The organism is Rhodobacteraceae bacterium M382 (assembly GCA_025141015.1).
GTDB classification, from domain to species: domain Bacteria; phylum Pseudomonadota; class Alphaproteobacteria; order Rhodobacterales; family Rhodobacteraceae; genus Aliisedimentitalea; species Aliisedimentitalea scapharcae.
In genome coordinates, this window is the sequence record CP081098.1 from 338,348 (window position 1) to 356,376 (window position 18,029).

Sequence of the window (18,029 nt, forward strand, 5' to 3'; positions counted from 1 at the left end):
CACAGATGTCGCACACTCTTTGAGGGACACTTGCCCCATGGGCGGGCCCTGAAGTGATGGACAGCAAGGAGATGCCAAAATGTCCGACACCACATCCTCTTCGCAGCAGCTCACCGGGCCCGTATCGGGTGCGCAGGTGGAAAACATGACGCGCGAGTGGAACTATCACCCCGAGTTGCCGTTACAGGATTCGTCCGTTTTCAAATGGCCGCCCAATCCGGTTTTTCTGGCCGGTTGGCTGGCGCGCAATTGGTTGATGCTGAGCGAACGGGTGATGATGGCCATTGTCGCCGTTGGCCTGTGGTATTTCTTTTACCCCTCGCTGGAGGTTGCACAGACATTTGCCTGGGGCTGGATCGCCCAGATCTGGGTCGTGAATTTTGCCATGATCTGCCTGTTTGCAGGCAGTCTGCATTGGTATTTCTACATGCGCAAAGGGCAGGGAAAGAAGCTGAAATTTGACCATCGTCCCCAGGGCACCAAAAACAAGTTGTGGAATTTCAGCGATCAGGTGCAGGACAATATGTTCTGGTCGCTGGGGTCGGGCGTGTTGCAATTGACCGGGTTTCAGGCGGTCAGCATGTGGCTGATGGCAAACGGGTATACCCCCACCATCACATTTGCCGAAAACCCGGTGTGGTTTCTGGCGTTTCTGGTGATCATTCCGATGTGGTCGGCGTTCCATTTTTATTGGGTGCATCGGTTGCTGCATCAGCCGTTTCTGTACAAACGCGTGCATGCGCTGCACCATCGCAACGTCAATATTGGACCCTGGTCCGGGTTCTCGATGCATCCGGTGGAACATTTCATCTATCTGACCACGCTGTGCATCCATTGGGTTTTGCCCAGCCACCCGATCCACCTGTATTTTCACATGGTGTTTCAGGGGCCCGGGGCCGCGATGTCGCATGCCGGATACGAGGATCTGCTGATCAAGGACAAACGCGCGCTGGCGCTGGGCACATTCTATCATCAGCTGCACCACCGGTATTATGAATGCAACTATGGCAATCAAGAGATGCCCTGGGACCGCTGGTTTGGCACGTTCCATGATGGATCGCCCGAAGCGACAACCGTGACGCGGGCCCGCAAGAAGCGGATGTTCGGGTAAGCGTCGCGTCCCTGCGATCAGGTCACATCTGATCTCAGGGATCGGGGGGTGACGCCGAATTCGGCGCGAAAGGCGCGGGTGAGGGCGCTGGGGTCTTCGTACCCGCTGCGCAGGGCGATTTCGGCGACGCTCAGATCGGTTTCCAACACCAGCTTGCGCGCCTGAATCAGGCGGAGCCTGCGATAGATCGTCTGGGGTGTGGCCCCCATTTCCGACCGCATCCGGGTTTCCAGATCCTTTTGGGTGCGCCCGGTCTGGCGGGCGATGGTGCCGATCGGCAGAGGGTGTTCCAGATTGGCCTGCATCACGGCGATGGCGCGGGCCACCGATTTCGACCGCCCCATCAGCGTGCCCTGATCACCTGTGGCTTCGGGACTCATGAACAGGGTGGCAACTTCGAGCCGCAGGGCCTGGCCCTGTTGGTGGCCGATCAAGGCCAGAATGGTTTCAAACGCGGCCAGCGCCCCGGAACAGGTGATGCGATTGCCGTCCTGCATATGACGCACCCGTTCGGCGTGCACGTCAGGAAAGGCTTCGGTAAAGCGGTTCAGCTCTTCCCAGTGGATGGTGGCGCGGCGCCCGTCCAGCAGCCCGGCGGTGGCGAGCAACCATGCCCCGGTATCAAAGCCCGCTATCACACGGTACCTGCGGTCCGCCGCCCGCAGGGCCCGGTTGGCACCAACGGTGGCATGGCGCAGGAAATCATAGCTGGGCATGGCAATCAGGATGTCGCCGCTGCATTCGGACAGCTTGGCATGGGCCCGCACCTCCATCCCCGACGACGACACAGCCGGCGCGCCATCCAGTGTCAGGAACCGCCATTCATAAACCGATCGCGCAGCAAATTCATTGGCCGCCCGCAGCGGTTCGACCGTATTGGCCAGACACAGGGCGGAAAAGGCGTCGAACAACAGCACGTCAACCTGTTGCGTGGCCATCGGATCAGAGTGCCATTTCTGCATGAACCGGGTCTAACCCTGCACGGTCCATGGGACAAGTCAGGTTTTGCGGAACAGGGCAATCAACGCGGTGTCATCCCGGTGCGGGCCGGTGGCGCGGTCGCCATAGATCCGGTGTTCGGGCAGGGACAGGTTGTGAATGCGTCGATCTGACTGAAGTTGGTCAAACATCTCGGCAAATCCACGGTCCTGAAAATGCCGCGCGTTGATCGACAGGGAAAACAGCGCATCACGTCGGGCAATGCGCAGCAGCAGCGGAATGGCGTCGGGCCCGACATGGCCATGGGTAAAGGTGCCAGAGGATACGAACCCGGCATAGCTGTCGCGCGGCATCGGCACGCCCTGCATCAGGTTCGCTTCGATGGCGTCGCGATAGATGTCCTTGCGCAGGGCCTGTTCCAGCATATCGGGGCTGATGTCTGTGGCGTCGATGGTCCGAATTCCCAATTGGGTGAGCCAGAACCCGCACAGCCCGGTCCCGGCACCGATGTCCAGCACGGGTCCGCGGCCGCTGGCGTTGACGAAACAGCGCGCGGTGATTTCCGGCAGCAGATAATCCTGATCCGCGGCAAAATTCTGATCATAGGATTCCGCCCAATCGGCATACAGCTGCTTTGCCCCCTCGGGGGTGTCCAGCGCATAGGCGGACTGTAGATCAGGATTTGCGCGTTTCATGCAGACATGAAAAGGGGGTTTTGGATTCGAATCAAGTCTTGCGCTTGGTGCCGCATCGCAGCATCAATAGGCGTATGAATAAAACGCTTCTGTGTCTTGGATTTGGTTACTCGGCGCGAGCGCTGGCGCAACAGCTGGTGCCGCAGGGATGGCGAGTCATCGGAACCACCCGTGATCGTCTGGCCCCTGTTGATGGGGTTGAAGTGCTGCAATGGCCGGGGGACGAGATCCCGTTGGACGGTGTCACCCATATCCTGAGTTCGATTGCACCAACTGCTCAGGGCGATCCGATCCTGATTGAGATGCGCGACCAGATTGCACGCGCGCCGGATCTGGAATGGGTCGGGTATCTGTCCACCACCGCCGTTTACGGAGATCGGGGTGGCGATTGGGTTGACGAGGCATCGGATCTGAGCCCGGCCAGCCCGCGTGGACAGTGGCGCGTGGATGCCGAACGCGCCTGGCAGGCCATCGACGGTCTGCCGCTGCACATATTTCGGCTGGCCGGGATCTATGGCCCCGGGCGCGGTCCGTTTTCCAAGCTGAAGTCGGGCAACCTGCGCCGGATCATCAAACCGGGACAGGTGTTTTCGCGGATTCATGTGGATGACATCGCCCAGGTTCTGGTGGCGTCGATGACACAACCCAATCCGGGCGCAATTTATAACGTCTGTGACGATGAACCGGTGCCGCCGCAGGATGTCATCGGCTATGCCGCCGAATTGCAGGGGCTGCCCTTGCCCCCCGAAGTTGCGTTTGAGGACGCGGATATGACCCCGATGGCGCGCAGTTTCTATTCGGAAAACAAACGCGTGCGCAATGATCGGATCAAGGACGAGCTGGGCGTGCAGTTGATTTATCCGGACTATCGGACCGGGTTAGAGGCGCTGGTTGCGGCCGAGAGCATCTAGGATCAATTTGCGACATGCCTGTGCCGGAACTGGAAGGGATCGGGCCTGTTTTCTCTGCCTAGCTTGAGCGGAAGAGGGAGGACGATGATGCAGTTTTGGGATGAACGGGTTGAATTGGCGGCAGTGCTGCGGCTGGCGGCGCGGGGCGGCTGGCAGCGTGGCGTGGACAATCATTTTTCGCTGGCGGTGGGGGATGGATTGTTTCTGGTCAACGCCCGCGGTCTGCATTGGTCCGAAGTCACGGCGTCCAATCTGTTGTTGCTGGATCATGATGGGTCCGTGATCGAAGGTGACGGTACGGTCGAGGCGTCGGCGTTCTACATCCATTCCCACATCCATCGCACGGTGCCATCGGCGACCTGTGTGCTGCATGCCCATCCCACGTATGCGACCGCGCTGGGCTGTGTCACCGGTGGGCGGCTGGAAAATTGCCATCAGGACGCGCTGCGGTTTTATGGGCGGGTCGCCTATGATGATGGGTTCAATGGCTCGGCCTTTGGCGATGACGAAGGCAGGCGGATCGCCAATACCATCGGCAATGGGTCCATCGTGGTGATGGCGCATCACGGGATCACGGTCGTCGGCCCGAGCGTGGCCAAGGCCTATGATGATTTTTACAATTTCGAGGTCGCCTGTGAATATCAGATCACGGCGATGTCGACGGGCCAACCGTTGGCCATCATGCCTGAAGCGCAGGCCGCGAAACTGGCCCCGACCATGTTCGACGACGAACAGACCAACATGCATTTCGCCGCAATGCTGCGGATGCTGGACCGCGAAGAGCCGGAGTATGCGCATTAGCGATCAGGGCGAACCGCAGAGCAGACGGGAAAGCGATATGGATGACGCGGTCTTTCAGGCGTATCTTCAATCGTCGTTGAACCCGCTGCATGCCTATTTACGCATTGCCCGCACGATGCAGGCAATTTGGCTGGATCAATGCGCCGAAGAAGGGCGTCCGGTTGATCAAGTGGCCTTTGCCGATCTGGCGGAGAAGATCACATTTGAATCCCGCGCCCGAGCGCTGGAGATGCGTGGGATGACGGATTGTTTTGCCCACATCCAGTCACAGGGGTTGGAGTTTCTGTATTACAACGATCTGGCGGGGACATTCTGGGGGTATGACGGCGTCGCTATTCAGCCCAATGGGCGACCGGTAATCTATGAGGCCAAGGCAACGGCGCGTCCAATTGCAAAAAGCGCGGGTCGATATCTGCGCAAGACACGTCACAAGGGGCGTCAATTGGGGTGGGAGTGGTGCTGGTCGACATTGACGGAATGCGCCTGTCTGGGGGCAAGCGCCTATGTTTTTCTGGCGCTGGTCCGCCCCATGATCGAAGGGCGATGCGATCGTCGGCTGCTGGTATCCCGATGTCAGTGGGATGGGGCCGATTGGGACAGTTGCGAAATCCGCGTGTTCAACGAAGACGAGCTGATGCCCGCAGATCGGGAGCCGTTTGATTTTGTCAAACAGCGGGCATGGTTGAAAGAGATCGACCGCGCGTGCCCCGAGGAACGCCCGAGGCCGTGATCAGGCCCTTTTCTCTCCAATCGACGCGATGCCGAGAACGTCCAGAACCTTGGCTTCGATCTGGGGGGCGTTCATGGCGGCGGTGGCGTACATGTCGGCGGGGCTGGATTGGTCGATGAACGTATCGGGCAGCACCATCGAGCGGAATTTCAGGCCGTCGTCGAACACGCCTTCGTCCGCGAGCAGCTGGGCGACGTGTGAGCCGAACCCGCCCACGGCTCCTTCTTCGATGGTGATCAGGGCCTCGTGATCGGCGGCCAATTGCAGGATCATGTCACGGTCCAGCGGTTTGGCAAACCGCGCGTCGGCGATGGTGGGGGTGATGCCCTTGGCCGCCAGGGATTCGGCGGCTTTGCGCACCTCGCCCAGACGGGTGCCGAACGACAACAACGCCACGCGTTTGCCGGTCTGGATCATCCGACCCTTGCCTATTTCCAACACCTCGGGCGTTTCGGGCATTTCGACGCCTTCGCCTTCGCCACGGGGATAGCGGAAGGCAATCGGGCCGGCGTCATGCGCGGCGGCGGTGGCAACCATATGCACCAATTCGGCCTCATCCGCGGCGGCCATGACGACCATACCGGGCAGGTTGGACATGAACCCGATGTCGAATGACCCCGCGTGGGTCGCGCCATCGGCGCCAACCAAGCCGGCACGGTCGATGGCAAAGCGCACCGGCAGGCGTTGGATGGCCACGTCATGCACCACCTGATCGTAGCCGCGTTGCAGGAAGGTCGAATACATCGCGCAGAACGGTTTCATCCCACCGGCAGCCAGCGCGGCGGCAAAGGTCACCCCATGCTGTTCGGCAATGCCGACGTCAAAACAGCGCGACGGATAGCGTTCGGCCATCAGGTTCAACCCGGTGCCGTCGGGCATCGCGGCGGTCACGGCACAGATCTTGTCATCCTTGGCGGCCAGTTTGACCAGCTCATCCCCGAAGACATTGGTGTAGGAGGGCGCGTTTGAGGGGGCCTTTTTCTGTTCGCCGGTGATGACGTCGAATTTGGCGGTGGCATGGCCCCGGTCGCGGGCGGCCTCGGCGGGGGCGTAGCCCTTGCCCTTTTTGGTCAGCACGTGGATCAGCACCGGACCAGTGGCGCGCGCCTTGACCGTGCGCAGAACCGGCAGCAATTGGTGCAGGTCGTGCCCGTCGATGGGGCCGAGATAGGAGAAGCCCAGTGCCTCGAACAACGTGCCGCCCACGGCCATGCCTTTGAGCATGTCCTTGGCGCGTTTGGCCCCTTCGCGGAAGGGTTCGGGCAGCAGGGAGACCGCGCCCTTGGCGGCGGCCTTGAGCTCCTGAAACGGTTCTTCGGCGTAAAGGCGCGACAGATAGGAGGACAGCGCGCCGACGGGGGGTGCAATGCTCATCTCGTTGTCGTTCAGGATCACGAACATGCGTTTGTCCAGATGCCCGGCATTGTTCATCGCCTCGAACGCCATGCCCGCCGACATCGACCCATCACCGATCACGGCGATGGCATCGCCGTTGCCTTCGGGAATCACCCCGCCCAGATCGCGGGCGGTGGCAAAGCCCAATGCCGCGCTGATCGAGGTCGAGCTGTGCGCCGCACCGAACGGGTCATAGGGAGATTCGGAGCGTTTGGTGAATCCGGACAGGCCGTCCTTCATCCGCAGGGTGCGGATGCGATCGCGCCGTTCGGTCAGGATCTTGTGCGGGTAACATTGGTGGGACACGTCCCAGATCAGCTTGTCCCGCGGGGTGTCGAACACCGCGTGCAATGCCACAGTCAATTCGACCACGCCCAGACCTGCGCCCAGATGGCCGCCGGTGACGGACACGGCGGACACGGTTTCAGAACGCAATTCAGAGGCCAGTTGAATCAATTGGCCATCGCTGAGCGATTTCAGATCAGCGGGGCGCTGGATCTGATCCAAAAGCGGGGTCTGGGGCCGGTCTGACATGGCGTCTCCACAAGGGTTCGCTGTGTGTGTTCGTTGGTTCAGCTGTCACGCGCAATAACGAAGCGTGCGGCTTCCTTCAAGGTTTCAGCCCGATCACCGTAAATTGCCAGCGCGTCGCAGGCCTGATCGGCCAGCTCGGCGGCGCGGGTTTTGGCTGTTTCAAGCCCGAGCAGGGACACGAATGTTGCCTTGCCTGCATCGGCGTCCTTTTGCACGCGTTTGCCGACCTTGGCCTCGTCCCCTTCGACATCCAAGATGTCGTCAGCGATCTGAAAGGCAAGACCCAGCGCATCGGCATACTGACGCAGGGCGGTGCTGTCGGCCCCGGACATCACCGCACCCGCAGTGGCGGACCAGGAGATCAGGCAGCCGGTTTTGCGGTTCTGCAGTTTGGTGATCTGATCCAGTGTCAGCGGTTCGCTGGCGGTTTCGGCCGCCATATCCAGCATCTGACCCGACACCATGCCGTCCTTGCCTGCGTCCTGTGCCAGGCCCCGGATCAGAGACAGCGCATTGGGGCCAAGGGTCGGATCGGACAGCAGTTCAAAGGCGAGGGTCTGGAGTGCGTCCCCGGCCAGCACGGCCAGGTCTTCGCCAAATTTGCGGTGCACGGTGGGCTGACCCCGGCGCAGATCGTCATCGTCCATGCAAGGCAGGTCGTCATGCACCAGAGAATAGGCATGGATGCATTCGATGGCCAGTGCCGCCCTGAGCGCCACACCCTGGTCCACGTCATGCAACCGTGCGCTTGCCAGAACCAGGAACCCACGCAGCATCTTGCCTCCGACGATGGCATAGCGCATGGCCTCGAGCAGCCGGTCATCCCCGGCCAGCACTTTGTTGGCATACCCGGTGACCAGACGCTGTGCGTCTGCCAGGGAATTGGCAAATTGGGTCGTGGTCATGCAGTTATCCGGCATCCAGCGGGGCCGTGCCCATTGGGGTGCCCTCTTCATCCAGTGTGATGGCGGCGACCTTTTCCTTGGCGCGCTGCAATTCATCCTTGCAGCGTTTTTTCAATGCTGCACCGCGTTCATAGAGCGAGATCGACGCATCCAGCGCCACATCTCCGCGTTCCAGCTGATCGACCACAGTCTCCAGCTCTTTCATCGCCTGTTCAAAACTCATTTCTTCGACGGGGGTCTGGGTCATGTTGCGGCCTTCATCAATTCTTGCACATGCGCCTTGGTTGCAGCGGCTAGGGCGTTCAGATCATATCCGCCTTCCAAAGTCGAGACGATACGCCCCTGGCACAGCTCATCGGCAAGCGCGCACAATTCGGCCGTGATCCAGGCGAAATCACCGGTGGACCAGTTCAGATTGGCCAGCGGGTCGTCCTGATGGGCATCGAACCCGGCAGAGATGATGATCAGTTCGGGTTTGAAGGTGCGCAGGCGCGGGAAGGCCTGGGATTCATAGGCGGCTTTCATCTCGGACCCACCTGAATCGGGGGCCAGCGGCATGTTCAGGATATTGCCGTGGGCGCCGTCTTCGTCGGGGCGGCCCGACCCGGGCCACAGCGGCATCTGCTGTGAGGTGATGACCAGGGCGCGCGGGTCGTCCCACAGCAGATCCTGGGTTCCGTTGCCGTGATGGACGTCGAAGTCAACCACGGCCACACGGTTCAGCCCGTGGTGATCCAGCGCGTGTTTCGCAGCCAGCGCCGCATTGCCGAACAGACAGAACCCCATCGCGGTTTCGGTTTCGGCGTGGTGCCCCGGCGGGCGTATCGCGGCAAAGGCATTCTGGACGTCCCCGCCCAGCACCATGTCCACGCCGCGCACCGCGGCACCTGCCGCGCGAAAAGCCGCGTCCAACGATCCCGGAGACAGGAACGTATCGCCGTCGATCTGTGCAAATCCATCCGAGGGCAAGCCCCGACGTAGGTTGTCCAGATAGCCTGCGGGATGGACACGCAGAATGTCGTCTTCAGCCGCCATCGGGGCCGATACACGGATCAGGTCGAGCGGTTCCAGCGCATGCAGGACATGTTCCAGCCGCGCCACCCGTTCCGGGTGACCCTGTGGCGTTACATGGGTCAGGCAATCGGCATGGGTGATGAGGGCCGTTTTTGCGGCGTTGGTCATAGGGAGATGGTCCTGTCGCGGCGTCAAGATGGGGCGAGATTAGTTCGCAATCCGAGCAGGGGAAACCGGTTTTTTATGCACCATTGCCCGAGAGGGGCCGGGGCTGTGCCCCGTGGCCGTTTCGGACTTGGGGCTCTGCCCCAAACCCCGAGGTATTTGAGACCAGAAAGAAGCAGCAGGCCGGTCAGGCGGAAAGGGTGCGCGCAGCCCCTGGTTCCCGGTTTCACGCAACTACAGCGGTCTGGCGTGCTCAGCCCATTTCGTCCTGACAGGCGATGGCGGCTTCGAGGCCGACCATGGTGCCGCCGAGGTCAATGGCCATGACTTCGCCGTGTTCGTTATACAGTGTCATCGTATATTTTGCCGCGATATCGAACAGGAAATCGGAGTTGGTAAAATAGATGTCGGCACCGGGCACGTCGTTCAGGTAAATGCCTTGGGCTTCGCCTTCGTATTCCTGACCGTCCAGATCAAAGAGGATCGGATATGTTTCGCCTTCGACGATGTCCCCCCAGGATTCATTGAAAGCGGTGATGTAGCCCGCGCCTTCGGTGCGATCAAATCCGATGCGGACAACGCTGCCATCCTGATACGCTGCCTGAATCAGGCATCCGTCGCCCAGTGTCGGGTCAATCATTACGTCCCAGCCCCCGGCTTCGCCCCAGGGTTCAAGTTGCTGTGCCACAGCGCAAAATGGCAGCGCGGCCAGAAACAGGGTGGTCGTCAGGATTTTCATTTCGTGTCCTCCATAGTGCGGCGGCTGCTGCATCTGAGCGGAGCAGGTGCAGCGTCGATTTTAGCCGCGCGGGTCGATCAACTGGAATTCATGCACCCAGAATACACGGGCGACGCGGGTTTGTCTTTTCTTAATCCATGAGCTGTTGGCCCAGGGGTGTTCGGCCCGCCAGCCGCGGTGGGTCAGGATCAATCCGGTGCCAGCATGTAGCCCGCGCCGCGCACGGTTTGCAGGTACCGCGGCTGTTTGGGGTTGGGTTCGATCTTGCGCCGCAGGCGGGTGATCTGCACATCCACAGCGCGTTCCTGTGCCTGTCCCCGGTCGCGCCCCAGGTCTTCGACCAGCTTGGCCCGGCTGATTGGTTCGCCGGGTTGCGCGGAAAAGATCTTCATCAATTGGGTCTCTGTGGCAGTCAGCCGGACCAGCGCGTCGCCCTGCCACATTTCGCTGCGTTCGATATCATAGCGGATCGGGCCCAGGTGCAGGATCTTTGGCACGGTGTCCTGGACAGGGGTTTCAGGCATACGGCGCAGGATGGCATTGATCCTGAGCAAAAGCTCCTTGGGTTCAAAGGGTTTGACCAAGTAATCGTCTGCCCCGGCCTCCAGCCCGGCAATCCGGTGTTCGGTCTCGCCTTTGGCGGTCAAAAGCATGACGGGGGTGGTGTTGGTCTCGCGGATGGCGCGGGTCAGGCTGACGCCGTCTTCTCCGGGCATCATCACGTCGATCACGATCAGGTCGAAATCCAACCCGGACAAGACCCGCCGGGCGTGGGCGGCATCCCGTGCAGCGGTGACCAAAAACCCGTTGCGGACCAGAAATTTCTTGAGCAGATCCCGGATGCGTTCATCATCATCCACGATCAGCAGGTGGGCGTCCAAATCACTCATGTGCTGCTATCCCGCAATTTTCCATAGGCCCGGCGCATGTCCGGATCCATCATGGCCTCGAGAACCTTTTTAAAACCTGAAACTGCATCCGGGCCAGCTTCCTTGTAGGCGGCCCGCATCCGGGTGCGCTGGGCGTCAGAGAGTTTCGATTCCAGAGTGCGCCCATCTTCGGTCAGGAACAAGTGACGTTCGCGTTTGTCGACGGTGCCCACCCGGCTTTCGACCAACCCGTCGTCGATCAGGGTGCGCAGCACCCGGTTCAACGATTGTTTGGTGACACCAAGGATGGCCAGCAGGTTGTTCACCGTGGTGCCCGGCGCGCGGTTGATGAAATGGATCGCCCGGTGATGGGCCCGCCCATAGGCCATTTCCACCAGAATGCGGTCCGGATCCGCGGTGAACCCGCGATAGGCAAAGAACATTGCCTCGATTCCCTGACGCAGTTGTTCATCCGTCAGAAACAGCAGGCTTTCGCCGCCAAACCCCGGCGCTGATCGACCCTCAGACATGGCTCGTGTCCTTTTCTGGTTTTGTTACAGTTTAAGTCAGCCTTGTTGACATTCCAAGAGCAAAGAGGTATCGAATCGCAGTTTTGGCGCAATATTATGTCCGGTTCGGTCGTAAAGAGCGCAATATTCGTAAAGCAACCCCGCGTCAGGAGGATTTGGTATGTCGGGTTATGATGATCGGGACGGTCTGATCTGGATGGATGGAGAGATGGTCAATTGGCGTGATGCCAAGGTCCATATTCTGACTCATGCCATGCATTATGCCAGTTCCGTATTTGAAGGCGAACGGGCGTATAACGGCAAGATTTTCAAAAGCCGCGAACACTCCGAGCGGTTGATCGCCTCCGCCGAGGCGCTGGACATGCCGATGCCCTATACGGTCGATCAGATCGAAGCCGCCAAGGAAGAGACGCTGAAGGCCAGCGGTCTGACCGACGCCTATGTGCGTGCGTTGGTCTGGCGTGGGTCGGGCGAAGACATGGGTGTCGCATCGGCCAAGAACCCGGTTCGGATGGCGATCGCCGTCTGGGGCTGGGGCGCCTATTACGGCGACGCCAAGATGAAAGGCGCCAAGCTGGACATTGCGGAATGGAAACGGCCCAGCCCGGAAACCATTCCGGTTCATGCCAAGGCCGCCGGTCTGTACATGATCTGCACCATCTCCAAGCACAAGGCCGAAGCCAAAGGCTGTTCGGATGCGTTGTTCATGGATTGGCGCGGATATGTGGCCGAAGCCACCGGTGCCAACGTGTTTTTCGTCAAGGGTGGCGAAGTGCACACACCGCTGGCCGATTGCTTTTTGAACGGGATCACCCGGCAGACCGTGATCGGAATGCTCAAGGACAAGGGCATCACCGTGCATGAACGTCGGATCAAACCCGAAGAGATGGCGGATTTTGAACAGTGCTGGCTGACAGGTACTGCGGCCGAGGTGACTCCGGTGGGGCAGATCGGGGATTATACGTTCGAGGTTGGTGATCTGACCCGCGGAATTGCCGAAGATTACGAGAAGCTGGTACGCAGCTGATCTCACGCGACTTGGGGTTTGAAAACGGGCGTCCATATGGGCGCCCGTATTTCGTTTGCGCTCAATTCTTTGGGTCTGTTGCGGCGCGGGTGCGGCGGCGGTCCAGGCCCAGGCGGCTTTCGCGCCAGATGACCAGGATGTTGCCGGCAATGACCAAGGTCGCCCCGGCCAGCATGACCCAGGTCGGTAATTCCGCGAACCAGACATAGCCGATGATGATGGCAAACAGCATCGACATATAGTCATAGGGAGCCAGCATCGACGCCGGGCCAAAACGATAGGAAGAAGTCACAAGGATCTGTGCGATACCGCCGACCAAACCGGCCCCGATCAGCAGCAGGGTCGTTTGCAGGTCCGGCACCACCCAGCCAAATGGCAGGGTCAGCAGGGACAGACCGGATGCGGTGGCCGAGAAATAGAATACGATGGCTGCGGTGTGGTCTGTCTGGACCAGCTTGCGCAGGTGGATCTGGACCATCGCCCGGGCCATGGTCGCGAGCAGAACGCAGATCGCGCCCAGCGTGGCGGTATCGCTCATGTCTGCGCCGCCGCCCAACCGGGGCCAGATCATGATCAACACCCCGACCAACCCGATGGCCACGGCAGAGAGGCGCACCAGCCGGATGGTTTCACCCAGCAAAAGCGCTGCGAGGATGACTGTAAAAATGGGGGTGGCATAGCCGATGGCCGTGACTTCGGGCAGCGGCAGCAACCCCAAACCGGTAAATGTCAGCGCCATCGCAGATGTCCCCAACACCCCACGCCAGACGTGACCCATCGGATTCTTGGCAACAAACCCGTGGCGCAAGTCGCCCCGGATCGCCAACCAGACAACGATGACGGGAATCGCAAAGAACGAGCGGAAGAACACCGCTTCGCCCGCAGGCACAACATCCGATGTCGCCTTGATCACACCGGACATGGCAGTGAACAGGCCGATGGCGGTCACTTTGAGAAAAACCGCGAGAATCGGTCGATGCGATGTTAATGATTGTGCCATGGCCGCGACCCTGCGCCTCAGCGACCGAAAGATCAACGGGTTGATTTTGCTTTGCCGCCTGACGCAAAACGGAGCCATCAGCCGGAGCGACCAGAATGTATGACACCAACCATTTGATTTCCCGATTACATGCGGCATCACGCGGGCATGAAACCCGGAACTTTGCGCGGTTTCCAGCGCGGGCCAGTGTCACCTTTGGTGAGCTGTTTGCCGGGGCCGAACGCAATGCAGCGGCTTTGGTGGCGATGGGGGTGCAACCCGGGGACCGCGTTGCCGTGCAGGTTCACAAGACGATCGAAGCGATCCAGCTGTACCTGGGAACGGTGATGGCGGGGGGCGTGTTTCTGCCGCTGAATACCGCCTATACCACGTCCGAAGTCGCTTATTTCCTGGGGGATGCGACACCACGCGTTGTGGTGTGTGATCCGGACCGGTCGGAGGCAATACGCGGGATCTCCGGAGATGCGCGGGTGGTGACGCTAGATGCCAAAGGCAATGGTACGCTGACCGAGTCCGTCGTGGGCCGGGGGGCGTTTACCCCGGTGGCGCGCGGGGCACAGGATCTGGCTGCCATCCTCTATACGTCGGGGACCACCGGGCGGTCCAAGGGCGCGATGCTGAGCCATGCCAATCTGGCGTCGAATTCAGAGATGTTAAAGGAATACTGGCGGTTCACAGATCAGGATGTGCTGATCCATGCCCTGCCGATCTTTCACACGCACGGGCTGTTTGTGGCGACCAATGTGGCGCTGTTGGCCGGGGCGGGGGTTGTGTTCCTGCCGGGGTTTGACGCGGACGCCATTCTGGAGGCGATGCCGAATGCCACCGCTTTGATGGGGGTACCGACGTTCTATACCCGCCTGTTGGCGGATGAGCGGCTGACGCGGGAACGGGCAGCCAACATGCGTCTGTTCATTTCGGGATCGGCACCCTTGTTGGTTGAGACCCACGAGCTGTGGGAAGCGCGCACCGGTCATCGGATCCTGGAACGCTATGGCATGACCGAAACCAATATGAGCACGTCCAACCCCTATGACGGGGAACGGCGCGCCGGAACCGTGGGTTTCCCGTTGCCCGGCGTCGAGGCGCGGATCATGGTAGATGGCGTCCCGGTGCCGACGGGCGAGACCGGGGTTTTGGAAGTGCGCGGATCAAATGTGTTTCAGGGCTATTGGCAGATGCCCGAGAAAACCGCCGAAGAGCTGCGCCCGGACGGGTGGTTCATCACCGGCGATCTGGCCCGGATGGACAGTGATGGCTATGTCACCATCGTGGGGCGCGAAAAGGATCTGATCATCACCGGCGGGTTCAATGTTTACCCAAAGGAGGTCGAAAGCCTGATCGACGATATGCCGGGGGTGCTGGAGAGTGCCGTCATTGGCGCACCACATCCCGATTTCGGCGAAGCGGTCGTGGCCATCGTTGTGGCAACTGATCCGGAATTGCAGGCGGATCAGGTGCGGGAGACGTTGGCCGCAGACCTGGCAAAGTTCAAGCAGCCCAAGCAGGTGATCCTGGTGCCGGAGTTGCCCCGTAACACCATGGGCAAGGTTCAGAAAAAGGCGCTGCGCGAGGAATACGCCGGTTTGTTTGCCTAAGGGTCCCAGGCCTTAGGTCAGGAATAGCAGGAACAGGTTGAGCGTGACAAAGGCGGTTGTTGTGGCGGCCAGCATGGCGATCGACGCGGCGCCTTCGAGCCCCTGTTTCTGGGCCAGAACCGTATAGATGCCGAACATCGGCATCGCCGCCGACAGGATTGCTGCGCTGTGGAAATCCGGGGTCAGCGCGATCCAGCCCAAAGCGCTCAGCGTCAGAGCCGCACCGGCAACCAGCCCGGGGTGGATCAGCAGTTTGGTCATGGTGATCTGCGCGGCCAGTCCCCGGTTGCCATGCAGCGGCAGGCCGACCAGTGATCCACCGATCACCACCAGCGACAATGCCGAGGCCGAGGCCGCCAACATACCGGTCAGGCGGGTAAAGGGGGCGGGCAGAGGGACATTGACAAGCGAGACCGCCAGGCCCAGCAACAGCCCGATCACCATCGGCATTTTCAGCACATTGAGCAGAATTGCTCCGATGTGGCGCAGCAAAGACCCCTGTCGGTTGCCCGATGCGCCTTCCATCAGCAACAGGCACAGCGGCACCAACAGGATGTTTTCCACCAGAAGGTTCAGCGCCAGGATGATTTCGGCCTGGGCCGGGAAAGCCAGCAACATGATCGGAAACCCGATGAAAGCATTGTTGGGACAGGTCGAGCCCATAACGCCCAACGCGCGCCGTTGCGGGTCAGTGCCGCGCAGGGTGAACAAGATCCAGGCGGTGGCGATGGTCGCCAGCCCGCCCAGCCCATAGGCCAGCATATAGTCGGGTTGGAACACATCCGCGATCCGGCGCGACGCCACCGCATTGAACAGCAGCGCGGGCAAGGCGATATTCAGGACATATTTGCCCAGTGTGCGCATTTCGGCAGCGGCGAACCAGCCTTTTGCCACCACCAGATACCCCAGCGCGATTGCGCCATAGATCGGGAAGGTGATGGCAAGGATCTGGGTCATGTCAGCAGGTCAGACCAATGGTTGGGCAGGTCGGTGTCGATCTCTTTGGACAATTGTTCGAGATAGGCCAGCATCAGCTTGGCCCGTTTTTCGGCAATCTCGCGGCCCTTGGTGGTGACCATTTCCTTGGGCAGCTGCAGCAGTTTCAGGTGCCAATGGTCGATGGACCAATCCTGATCATCCAGCGGACGGTCGGCGGCAAAGGGATCGGCCGGATCATAGATCGCGCGCTTCATGCTGCCCGCGACAATGAACGTGCGGGCAATGCCGATGGCACCCAATGCGTCCAGCCGGTCCGCGTCGCGCAGGATTTCGGCTTCGGTCGATTGCGCCGGGATACCGGCGGAATAGCTGTGCGCCGCAATGGCGTGTTGGGCGGCTTTGATTTCGGCCCCGGTATACCCCAGGTCCTGCAGGATCGGCACGGCGCGCTGGGCCGATAGGGTCGAAGCCTCGGCCCGATTGGGGGCGTCCTTGGGTAGGTTGACCAGATCGTGCAGATAGGCCGCAGCCATCAGAACCCGCAGGTTTACAGAGTCTTCGTGATCGGCCTGATGGCGGGCAATACGGTGGGCATTGGTCCAGACCCGATCCAGATGGGCCAGATCATGCGCCGGATCCTGATCCATCTGCTGGGCGACAAGGCGGCGCAGCCGCGCGTGAATGTCGTGCATCAGCCGATCGTGCCCTGGTTTTCGCCAATCTGACCGCGATGCAGCAGCAGATGATCCAAGATAACACAGGCCATCATCGCTTCGGCCACGGGCACGGCGCGGATGCCGACGCAGGGGTCATGACGACCCTTGGTAATGACTTCGATGGCGGTGCCGTCCTTGCGGATCGACTGACGCGGGGTCAGGATCGACGAGGTCGGTTTGACCGCAAAGCGCACCACCACGTCCTGTCCGGTGGAAATACCGCCCAGAATGCCGCCCGCGTGGTTCGACGAATATTCAGGGCCGTTTTCGCCCATATAGATCTCGTCGGCGTTTTCCGTGCCGCGCAACAGGGCCGCGGCCATGCCTTCGCCGATTTCGACGCCTTTGACCGCGTTGATCGACATCATCGCGGCGGCCAGATCGGTGTCGAGCTTGCCATAGATCGGAGCGCCGATTCCGGCGGGAACGTTGCGGGCCACCACTTCGACAATGGCACCAACCGAATCGTGATCCTTGCGCAGCTTTTGCAGGTAATCTTCCCATGCCTGTGCCTGATCTGCGCCCTGGGGAATCCAGAAATCATTCTGGTCAATCGCGTCCCAGTCGAATTTGGACCGGTCGATCTCCATCTCGCCCATGCGGGTCATGTAGCCTTTGATTTCCAGGTCAGGGACCAGTGCCTTGATCGCCGCGCGTGCGACGCCACCAGCGGCGACCCGGGCTGCGGTTTCGCGGGCCGAGCTGCGCCCGCCACCGCGATAATCGCGGTTGCCGTATTTCTGGTGATAGGTGATGTCAGCGTGGCCGGGGCGAAACGTCTGGGCGATTTCGCCATAATCGCGCGACCGCTGGTCGGTGTTTTCGATCATCAGCTGAATCGGAGTTCCGGTGGATTTTCCGTCAAACACACCCGACAGGATTTTCACCGCATCCGGTTCGTTGCGCTGGGTTGTATTCTTGTTCTGACCCGGGCGGCGTTTGTCGAGCCAGAGTTGCAGCATCTCGGGTTCGATTGCCACATTGGGTGGGCACCCGTCCACGGTCGCACCCAATGCGGGTCCGTGGCTTTCACCCCAGGTGGTGACGCGGAAGAGGTGGCCAAAGCTGTTCATCGACATGGGACGCGGTCTCCTTTGGGGGATGTGATTAGCGACGCGGGGTCAGGGGCTCAAGCGGATTCGCGTGTTGGGATGTGGGTTGGGGGCGCTGCCCCCGTCACCTTTGGTGACTCCCCCGGGATATTTGGGGCCAGATGAACAGGGGATCAGTCCACTTGGCCCTGACTGTTAGGGCCTGATGGCTGCCATAGCTTGTGTTTGGTGGCATTGCGGCCTAGGGTCTGCGCCACCTCGGGGTGCACCATTGGTGCTGAGATGACACCCGTTGAACCTGAACCGGCTAAAACCGGCGGAGGGAAGGTTTCGGAGACATCCACCCTTGCCCTATCGCC

General features: G+C 60.6%; 19 protein-coding genes and 1 riboswitch. Of the genes, 6 read left to right on the top strand and 13 right to left on the bottom strand.

Annotation, left to right across the window (positions count from 1 at the left end):
• Nucleotides 1-79 precede the first annotated feature (79 nt).
• The gene (locus tag K3727_01580; GenBank protein ID UWQ91534.1) at nucleotides 80-1,111 is read left to right on the top strand and encodes a sterol desaturase family protein; all 1,032 of its coding nucleotides are present in this window, start codon (nucleotides 80-82) and stop codon (nucleotides 1,109-1,111) included.
• A gap of 17 nt (nucleotides 1,112-1,128) precedes the next feature.
• Here K3727_01580 and K3727_01585 read toward each other — a convergent pair whose 3' ends face one another.
• A complete protein-coding gene (locus K3727_01585) occupies nucleotides 1,129-2,073 on the bottom strand; it encodes a helix-turn-helix domain-containing protein (GenBank protein UWQ91535.1) in 945 nt (314 codons plus the stop codon).
• Nucleotides 2,074-2,109: 36 nt separating this feature from the next.
• Nucleotides 2,110-2,745 carry a class I SAM-dependent methyltransferase gene (locus K3727_01590; GenBank protein UWQ91536.1) on the bottom strand — a complete coding sequence of 212 codons (636 nt, stop codon included), beginning with the start codon at nucleotides 2,743-2,745 and terminating at the stop codon, nucleotides 2,110-2,112.
• A gap of 74 nt (nucleotides 2,746-2,819) precedes the next feature.
• Between K3727_01590 and K3727_01595 the strand changes: the two genes are divergently transcribed.
• From K3727_01595 to K3727_01605, 3 genes are all read left to right on the top strand, one after another.
• On the top strand, nucleotides 2,820-3,656 hold the full coding sequence (locus K3727_01595; protein ID UWQ91537.1) for an SDR family oxidoreductase: 837 nt from the start codon (nucleotides 2,820-2,822) through the stop codon (nucleotides 3,654-3,656).
• An 84-nt stretch (nucleotides 3,657-3,740) separates the two neighbouring features.
• On the top strand, nucleotides 3,741-4,457 hold the full coding sequence (locus tag K3727_01600) for a class II aldolase/adducin family protein (GenBank protein UWQ91538.1): 717 nt from the start codon (nucleotides 3,741-3,743) through the stop codon (nucleotides 4,455-4,457).
• Nucleotides 4,447-5,187 (top strand): hypothetical protein, encoded by a 741-nt coding sequence (locus K3727_01605; GenBank protein UWQ91539.1) that lies wholly within the window; start codon nucleotides 4,447-4,449, stop codon nucleotides 5,185-5,187. Before K3727_01600 ends, K3727_01605 begins: the two co-directional genes overlap by 11 nt.
• Here K3727_01605 and dxs read toward each other — a convergent pair whose 3' ends face one another.
• From dxs to K3727_01640, 7 genes are all read right to left on the bottom strand, one after another.
• A complete protein-coding gene (gene dxs, locus K3727_01610) occupies nucleotides 5,188-7,116 on the bottom strand; it encodes a 1-deoxy-D-xylulose-5-phosphate synthase (GenBank protein ID UWQ91540.1) in 1,929 nt (642 codons plus the stop codon).
• Nucleotides 7,117-7,154: 38 nt separating this feature from the next.
• Nucleotides 7,155-8,021, bottom strand: coding sequence for a polyprenyl synthetase family protein (locus K3727_01615; protein UWQ91541.1), 867 nt, complete (start codon nucleotides 8,019-8,021; stop codon nucleotides 7,155-7,157).
• 4 nt (nucleotides 8,022-8,025) lie between these two features.
• Nucleotides 8,026-8,268, bottom strand: a complete 243-nt coding sequence (locus tag K3727_01620) for an exodeoxyribonuclease VII small subunit (GenBank protein UWQ91542.1) — start codon at nucleotides 8,266-8,268, stop codon at nucleotides 8,026-8,028.
• Entirely contained in the window at nucleotides 8,265-9,203 is a 939-nt protein-coding gene (locus tag K3727_01625; protein ID UWQ91543.1) for a histone deacetylase family protein, read from the bottom strand. Before K3727_01625 ends, K3727_01620 begins: the two co-directional genes overlap by 4 nt.
• A gap of 250 nt (nucleotides 9,204-9,453) precedes the next feature.
• Complete coding sequence (locus K3727_01630; protein ID UWQ91544.1) at nucleotides 9,454-9,972, bottom strand: hypothetical protein; 519 nt, start codon at nucleotides 9,970-9,972, stop codon at nucleotides 9,454-9,456.
• 155 nt (nucleotides 9,973-10,127) lie between these two features.
• A complete protein-coding gene (locus K3727_01635) occupies nucleotides 10,128-10,829 on the bottom strand; it encodes a response regulator (GenBank protein ID UWQ91545.1) in 702 nt (233 codons plus the stop codon).
• A complete protein-coding gene (locus K3727_01640) occupies nucleotides 10,826-11,338 on the bottom strand; it encodes a MarR family transcriptional regulator (protein ID UWQ91546.1) in 513 nt (170 codons plus the stop codon). Before K3727_01640 ends, K3727_01635 begins: the two co-directional genes overlap by 4 nt.
• 160 nt (nucleotides 11,339-11,498) lie before the next feature.
• On the opposite strand from K3727_01640, the gene K3727_01645 reads away from it, so the two are divergent.
• The gene (locus tag K3727_01645; protein ID UWQ91547.1) at nucleotides 11,499-12,365 is read left to right on the top strand and encodes a branched-chain amino acid aminotransferase; all 867 of its coding nucleotides are present in this window, start codon (nucleotides 11,499-11,501) and stop codon (nucleotides 12,363-12,365) included.
• Nucleotides 12,366-12,426: 61 nt separating this feature from the next.
• Here the strand turns inward: K3727_01645 and K3727_01650 are convergent, their stop codons facing one another.
• Entirely contained in the window at nucleotides 12,427-13,365 is a 939-nt protein-coding gene (locus K3727_01650; protein UWQ91548.1) for a DMT family transporter, read from the bottom strand.
• Nucleotides 13,366-13,460: 95 nt separating this feature from the next.
• On the opposite strand from K3727_01650, the gene K3727_01655 reads away from it, so the two are divergent.
• Nucleotides 13,461-14,963 carry a malonyl-CoA synthase gene (locus tag K3727_01655; GenBank protein ID UWQ91549.1) on the top strand — a complete coding sequence of 501 codons (1,503 nt, stop codon included), beginning with the start codon at nucleotides 13,461-13,463 and terminating at the stop codon, nucleotides 14,961-14,963.
• A gap of 12 nt (nucleotides 14,964-14,975) precedes the next feature.
• On the opposite strand, the gene K3727_01660 is transcribed toward K3727_01655, so the two are convergent.
• The 3 genes from K3727_01660 to aroC are packed head-to-tail and all read right to left on the bottom strand — an operon-like array spanning nucleotide 14,976 to nucleotide 17,697.
• The gene (locus K3727_01660; protein UWQ91550.1) at nucleotides 14,976-15,920 is read right to left on the bottom strand and encodes an AEC family transporter; all 945 of its coding nucleotides are present in this window, start codon (nucleotides 15,918-15,920) and stop codon (nucleotides 14,976-14,978) included.
• Nucleotides 15,917-16,594, bottom strand: a complete 678-nt coding sequence (locus tag K3727_01665; GenBank protein ID UWQ91551.1) for an HD domain-containing protein — start codon at nucleotides 16,592-16,594, stop codon at nucleotides 15,917-15,919. The genes K3727_01660 and K3727_01665 overlap by 4 nt, the downstream gene beginning before the upstream one ends.
• Nucleotides 16,594-17,697, bottom strand: coding sequence for a chorismate synthase (gene aroC / locus K3727_01670; protein ID UWQ91552.1), 1,104 nt, complete (start codon nucleotides 17,695-17,697; stop codon nucleotides 16,594-16,596). Before aroC ends, K3727_01665 begins: the two co-directional genes overlap by 1 nt.
• A 222-nt stretch (nucleotides 17,698-17,919) precedes the next feature.
• Nucleotides 17,920-18,012: riboswitch (TPP riboswitch) on the top strand.
• The last annotated feature ends 17 nt before the right edge of the window (nucleotides 18,013-18,029 follow it).

Excerpts from the sequence above, each read along its gene's own strand:
- K3727_01580 (UWQ91534.1), top strand. The coding sequence starts at position 80 with ATGTCCGACACCACATCCTCTTCGCAGCAGCTCACCGGGCCCGTATCG.
- K3727_01585 (UWQ91535.1), bottom strand. The coding sequence starts at position 2,073 with ATGCAGAAATGGCACTCTGATCCGATGGCCACGCAACAGGTTGACGTG.
- K3727_01590 (UWQ91536.1), bottom strand. The coding sequence starts at position 2,745 with ATGAAACGCGCAAATCCTGATCTACAGTCCGCCTATGCGCTGGACACC.
- K3727_01595 (UWQ91537.1), top strand. The coding sequence starts at position 2,820 with ATGAATAAAACGCTTCTGTGTCTTGGATTTGGTTACTCGGCGCGAGCG.
- K3727_01600 (UWQ91538.1), top strand. The coding sequence starts at position 3,741 with ATGATGCAGTTTTGGGATGAACGGGTTGAATTGGCGGCAGTGCTGCGG.
- K3727_01605 (UWQ91539.1), top strand. The coding sequence starts at position 4,447 with ATGCGCATTAGCGATCAGGGCGAACCGCAGAGCAGACGGGAAAGCGAT.
- dxs (UWQ91540.1), bottom strand. The coding sequence starts at position 7,116 with ATGTCAGACCGGCCCCAGACCCCGCTTTTGGATCAGATCCAGCGCCCC.
- K3727_01615 (UWQ91541.1), bottom strand. The coding sequence starts at position 8,021 with ATGACCACGACCCAATTTGCCAATTCCCTGGCAGACGCACAGCGTCTG.
- K3727_01620 (UWQ91542.1), bottom strand. The coding sequence starts at position 8,268 with ATGACCCAGACCCCCGTCGAAGAAATGAGTTTTGAACAGGCGATGAAA.
- K3727_01625 (UWQ91543.1), bottom strand. The coding sequence starts at position 9,203 with ATGACCAACGCCGCAAAAACGGCCCTCATCACCCATGCCGATTGCCTG.
- K3727_01630 (UWQ91544.1), bottom strand. The coding sequence starts at position 9,972 with ATGCAGCAGCCGCCGCACTATGGAGGACACGAAATGAAAATCCTGACG.
- K3727_01635 (UWQ91545.1), bottom strand. The coding sequence starts at position 10,829 with ATGAGTGATTTGGACGCCCACCTGCTGATCGTGGATGATGATGAACGC.
- K3727_01640 (UWQ91546.1), bottom strand. The coding sequence starts at position 11,338 with ATGTCTGAGGGTCGATCAGCGCCGGGGTTTGGCGGCGAAAGCCTGCTG.
- K3727_01645 (UWQ91547.1), top strand. The coding sequence starts at position 11,499 with ATGTCGGGTTATGATGATCGGGACGGTCTGATCTGGATGGATGGAGAG.
- K3727_01650 (UWQ91548.1), bottom strand. The coding sequence starts at position 13,365 with ATGGCACAATCATTAACATCGCATCGACCGATTCTCGCGGTTTTTCTC.
- K3727_01655 (UWQ91549.1), top strand. The coding sequence starts at position 13,461 with ATGTATGACACCAACCATTTGATTTCCCGATTACATGCGGCATCACGC.
- K3727_01660 (UWQ91550.1), bottom strand. The coding sequence starts at position 15,920 with ATGACCCAGATCCTTGCCATCACCTTCCCGATCTATGGCGCAATCGCG.
- K3727_01665 (UWQ91551.1), bottom strand. The coding sequence starts at position 16,594 with ATGCACGACATTCACGCGCGGCTGCGCCGCCTTGTCGCCCAGCAGATG.
- aroC (UWQ91552.1), bottom strand. The coding sequence starts at position 17,697 with ATGTCGATGAACAGCTTTGGCCACCTCTTCCGCGTCACCACCTGGGGT.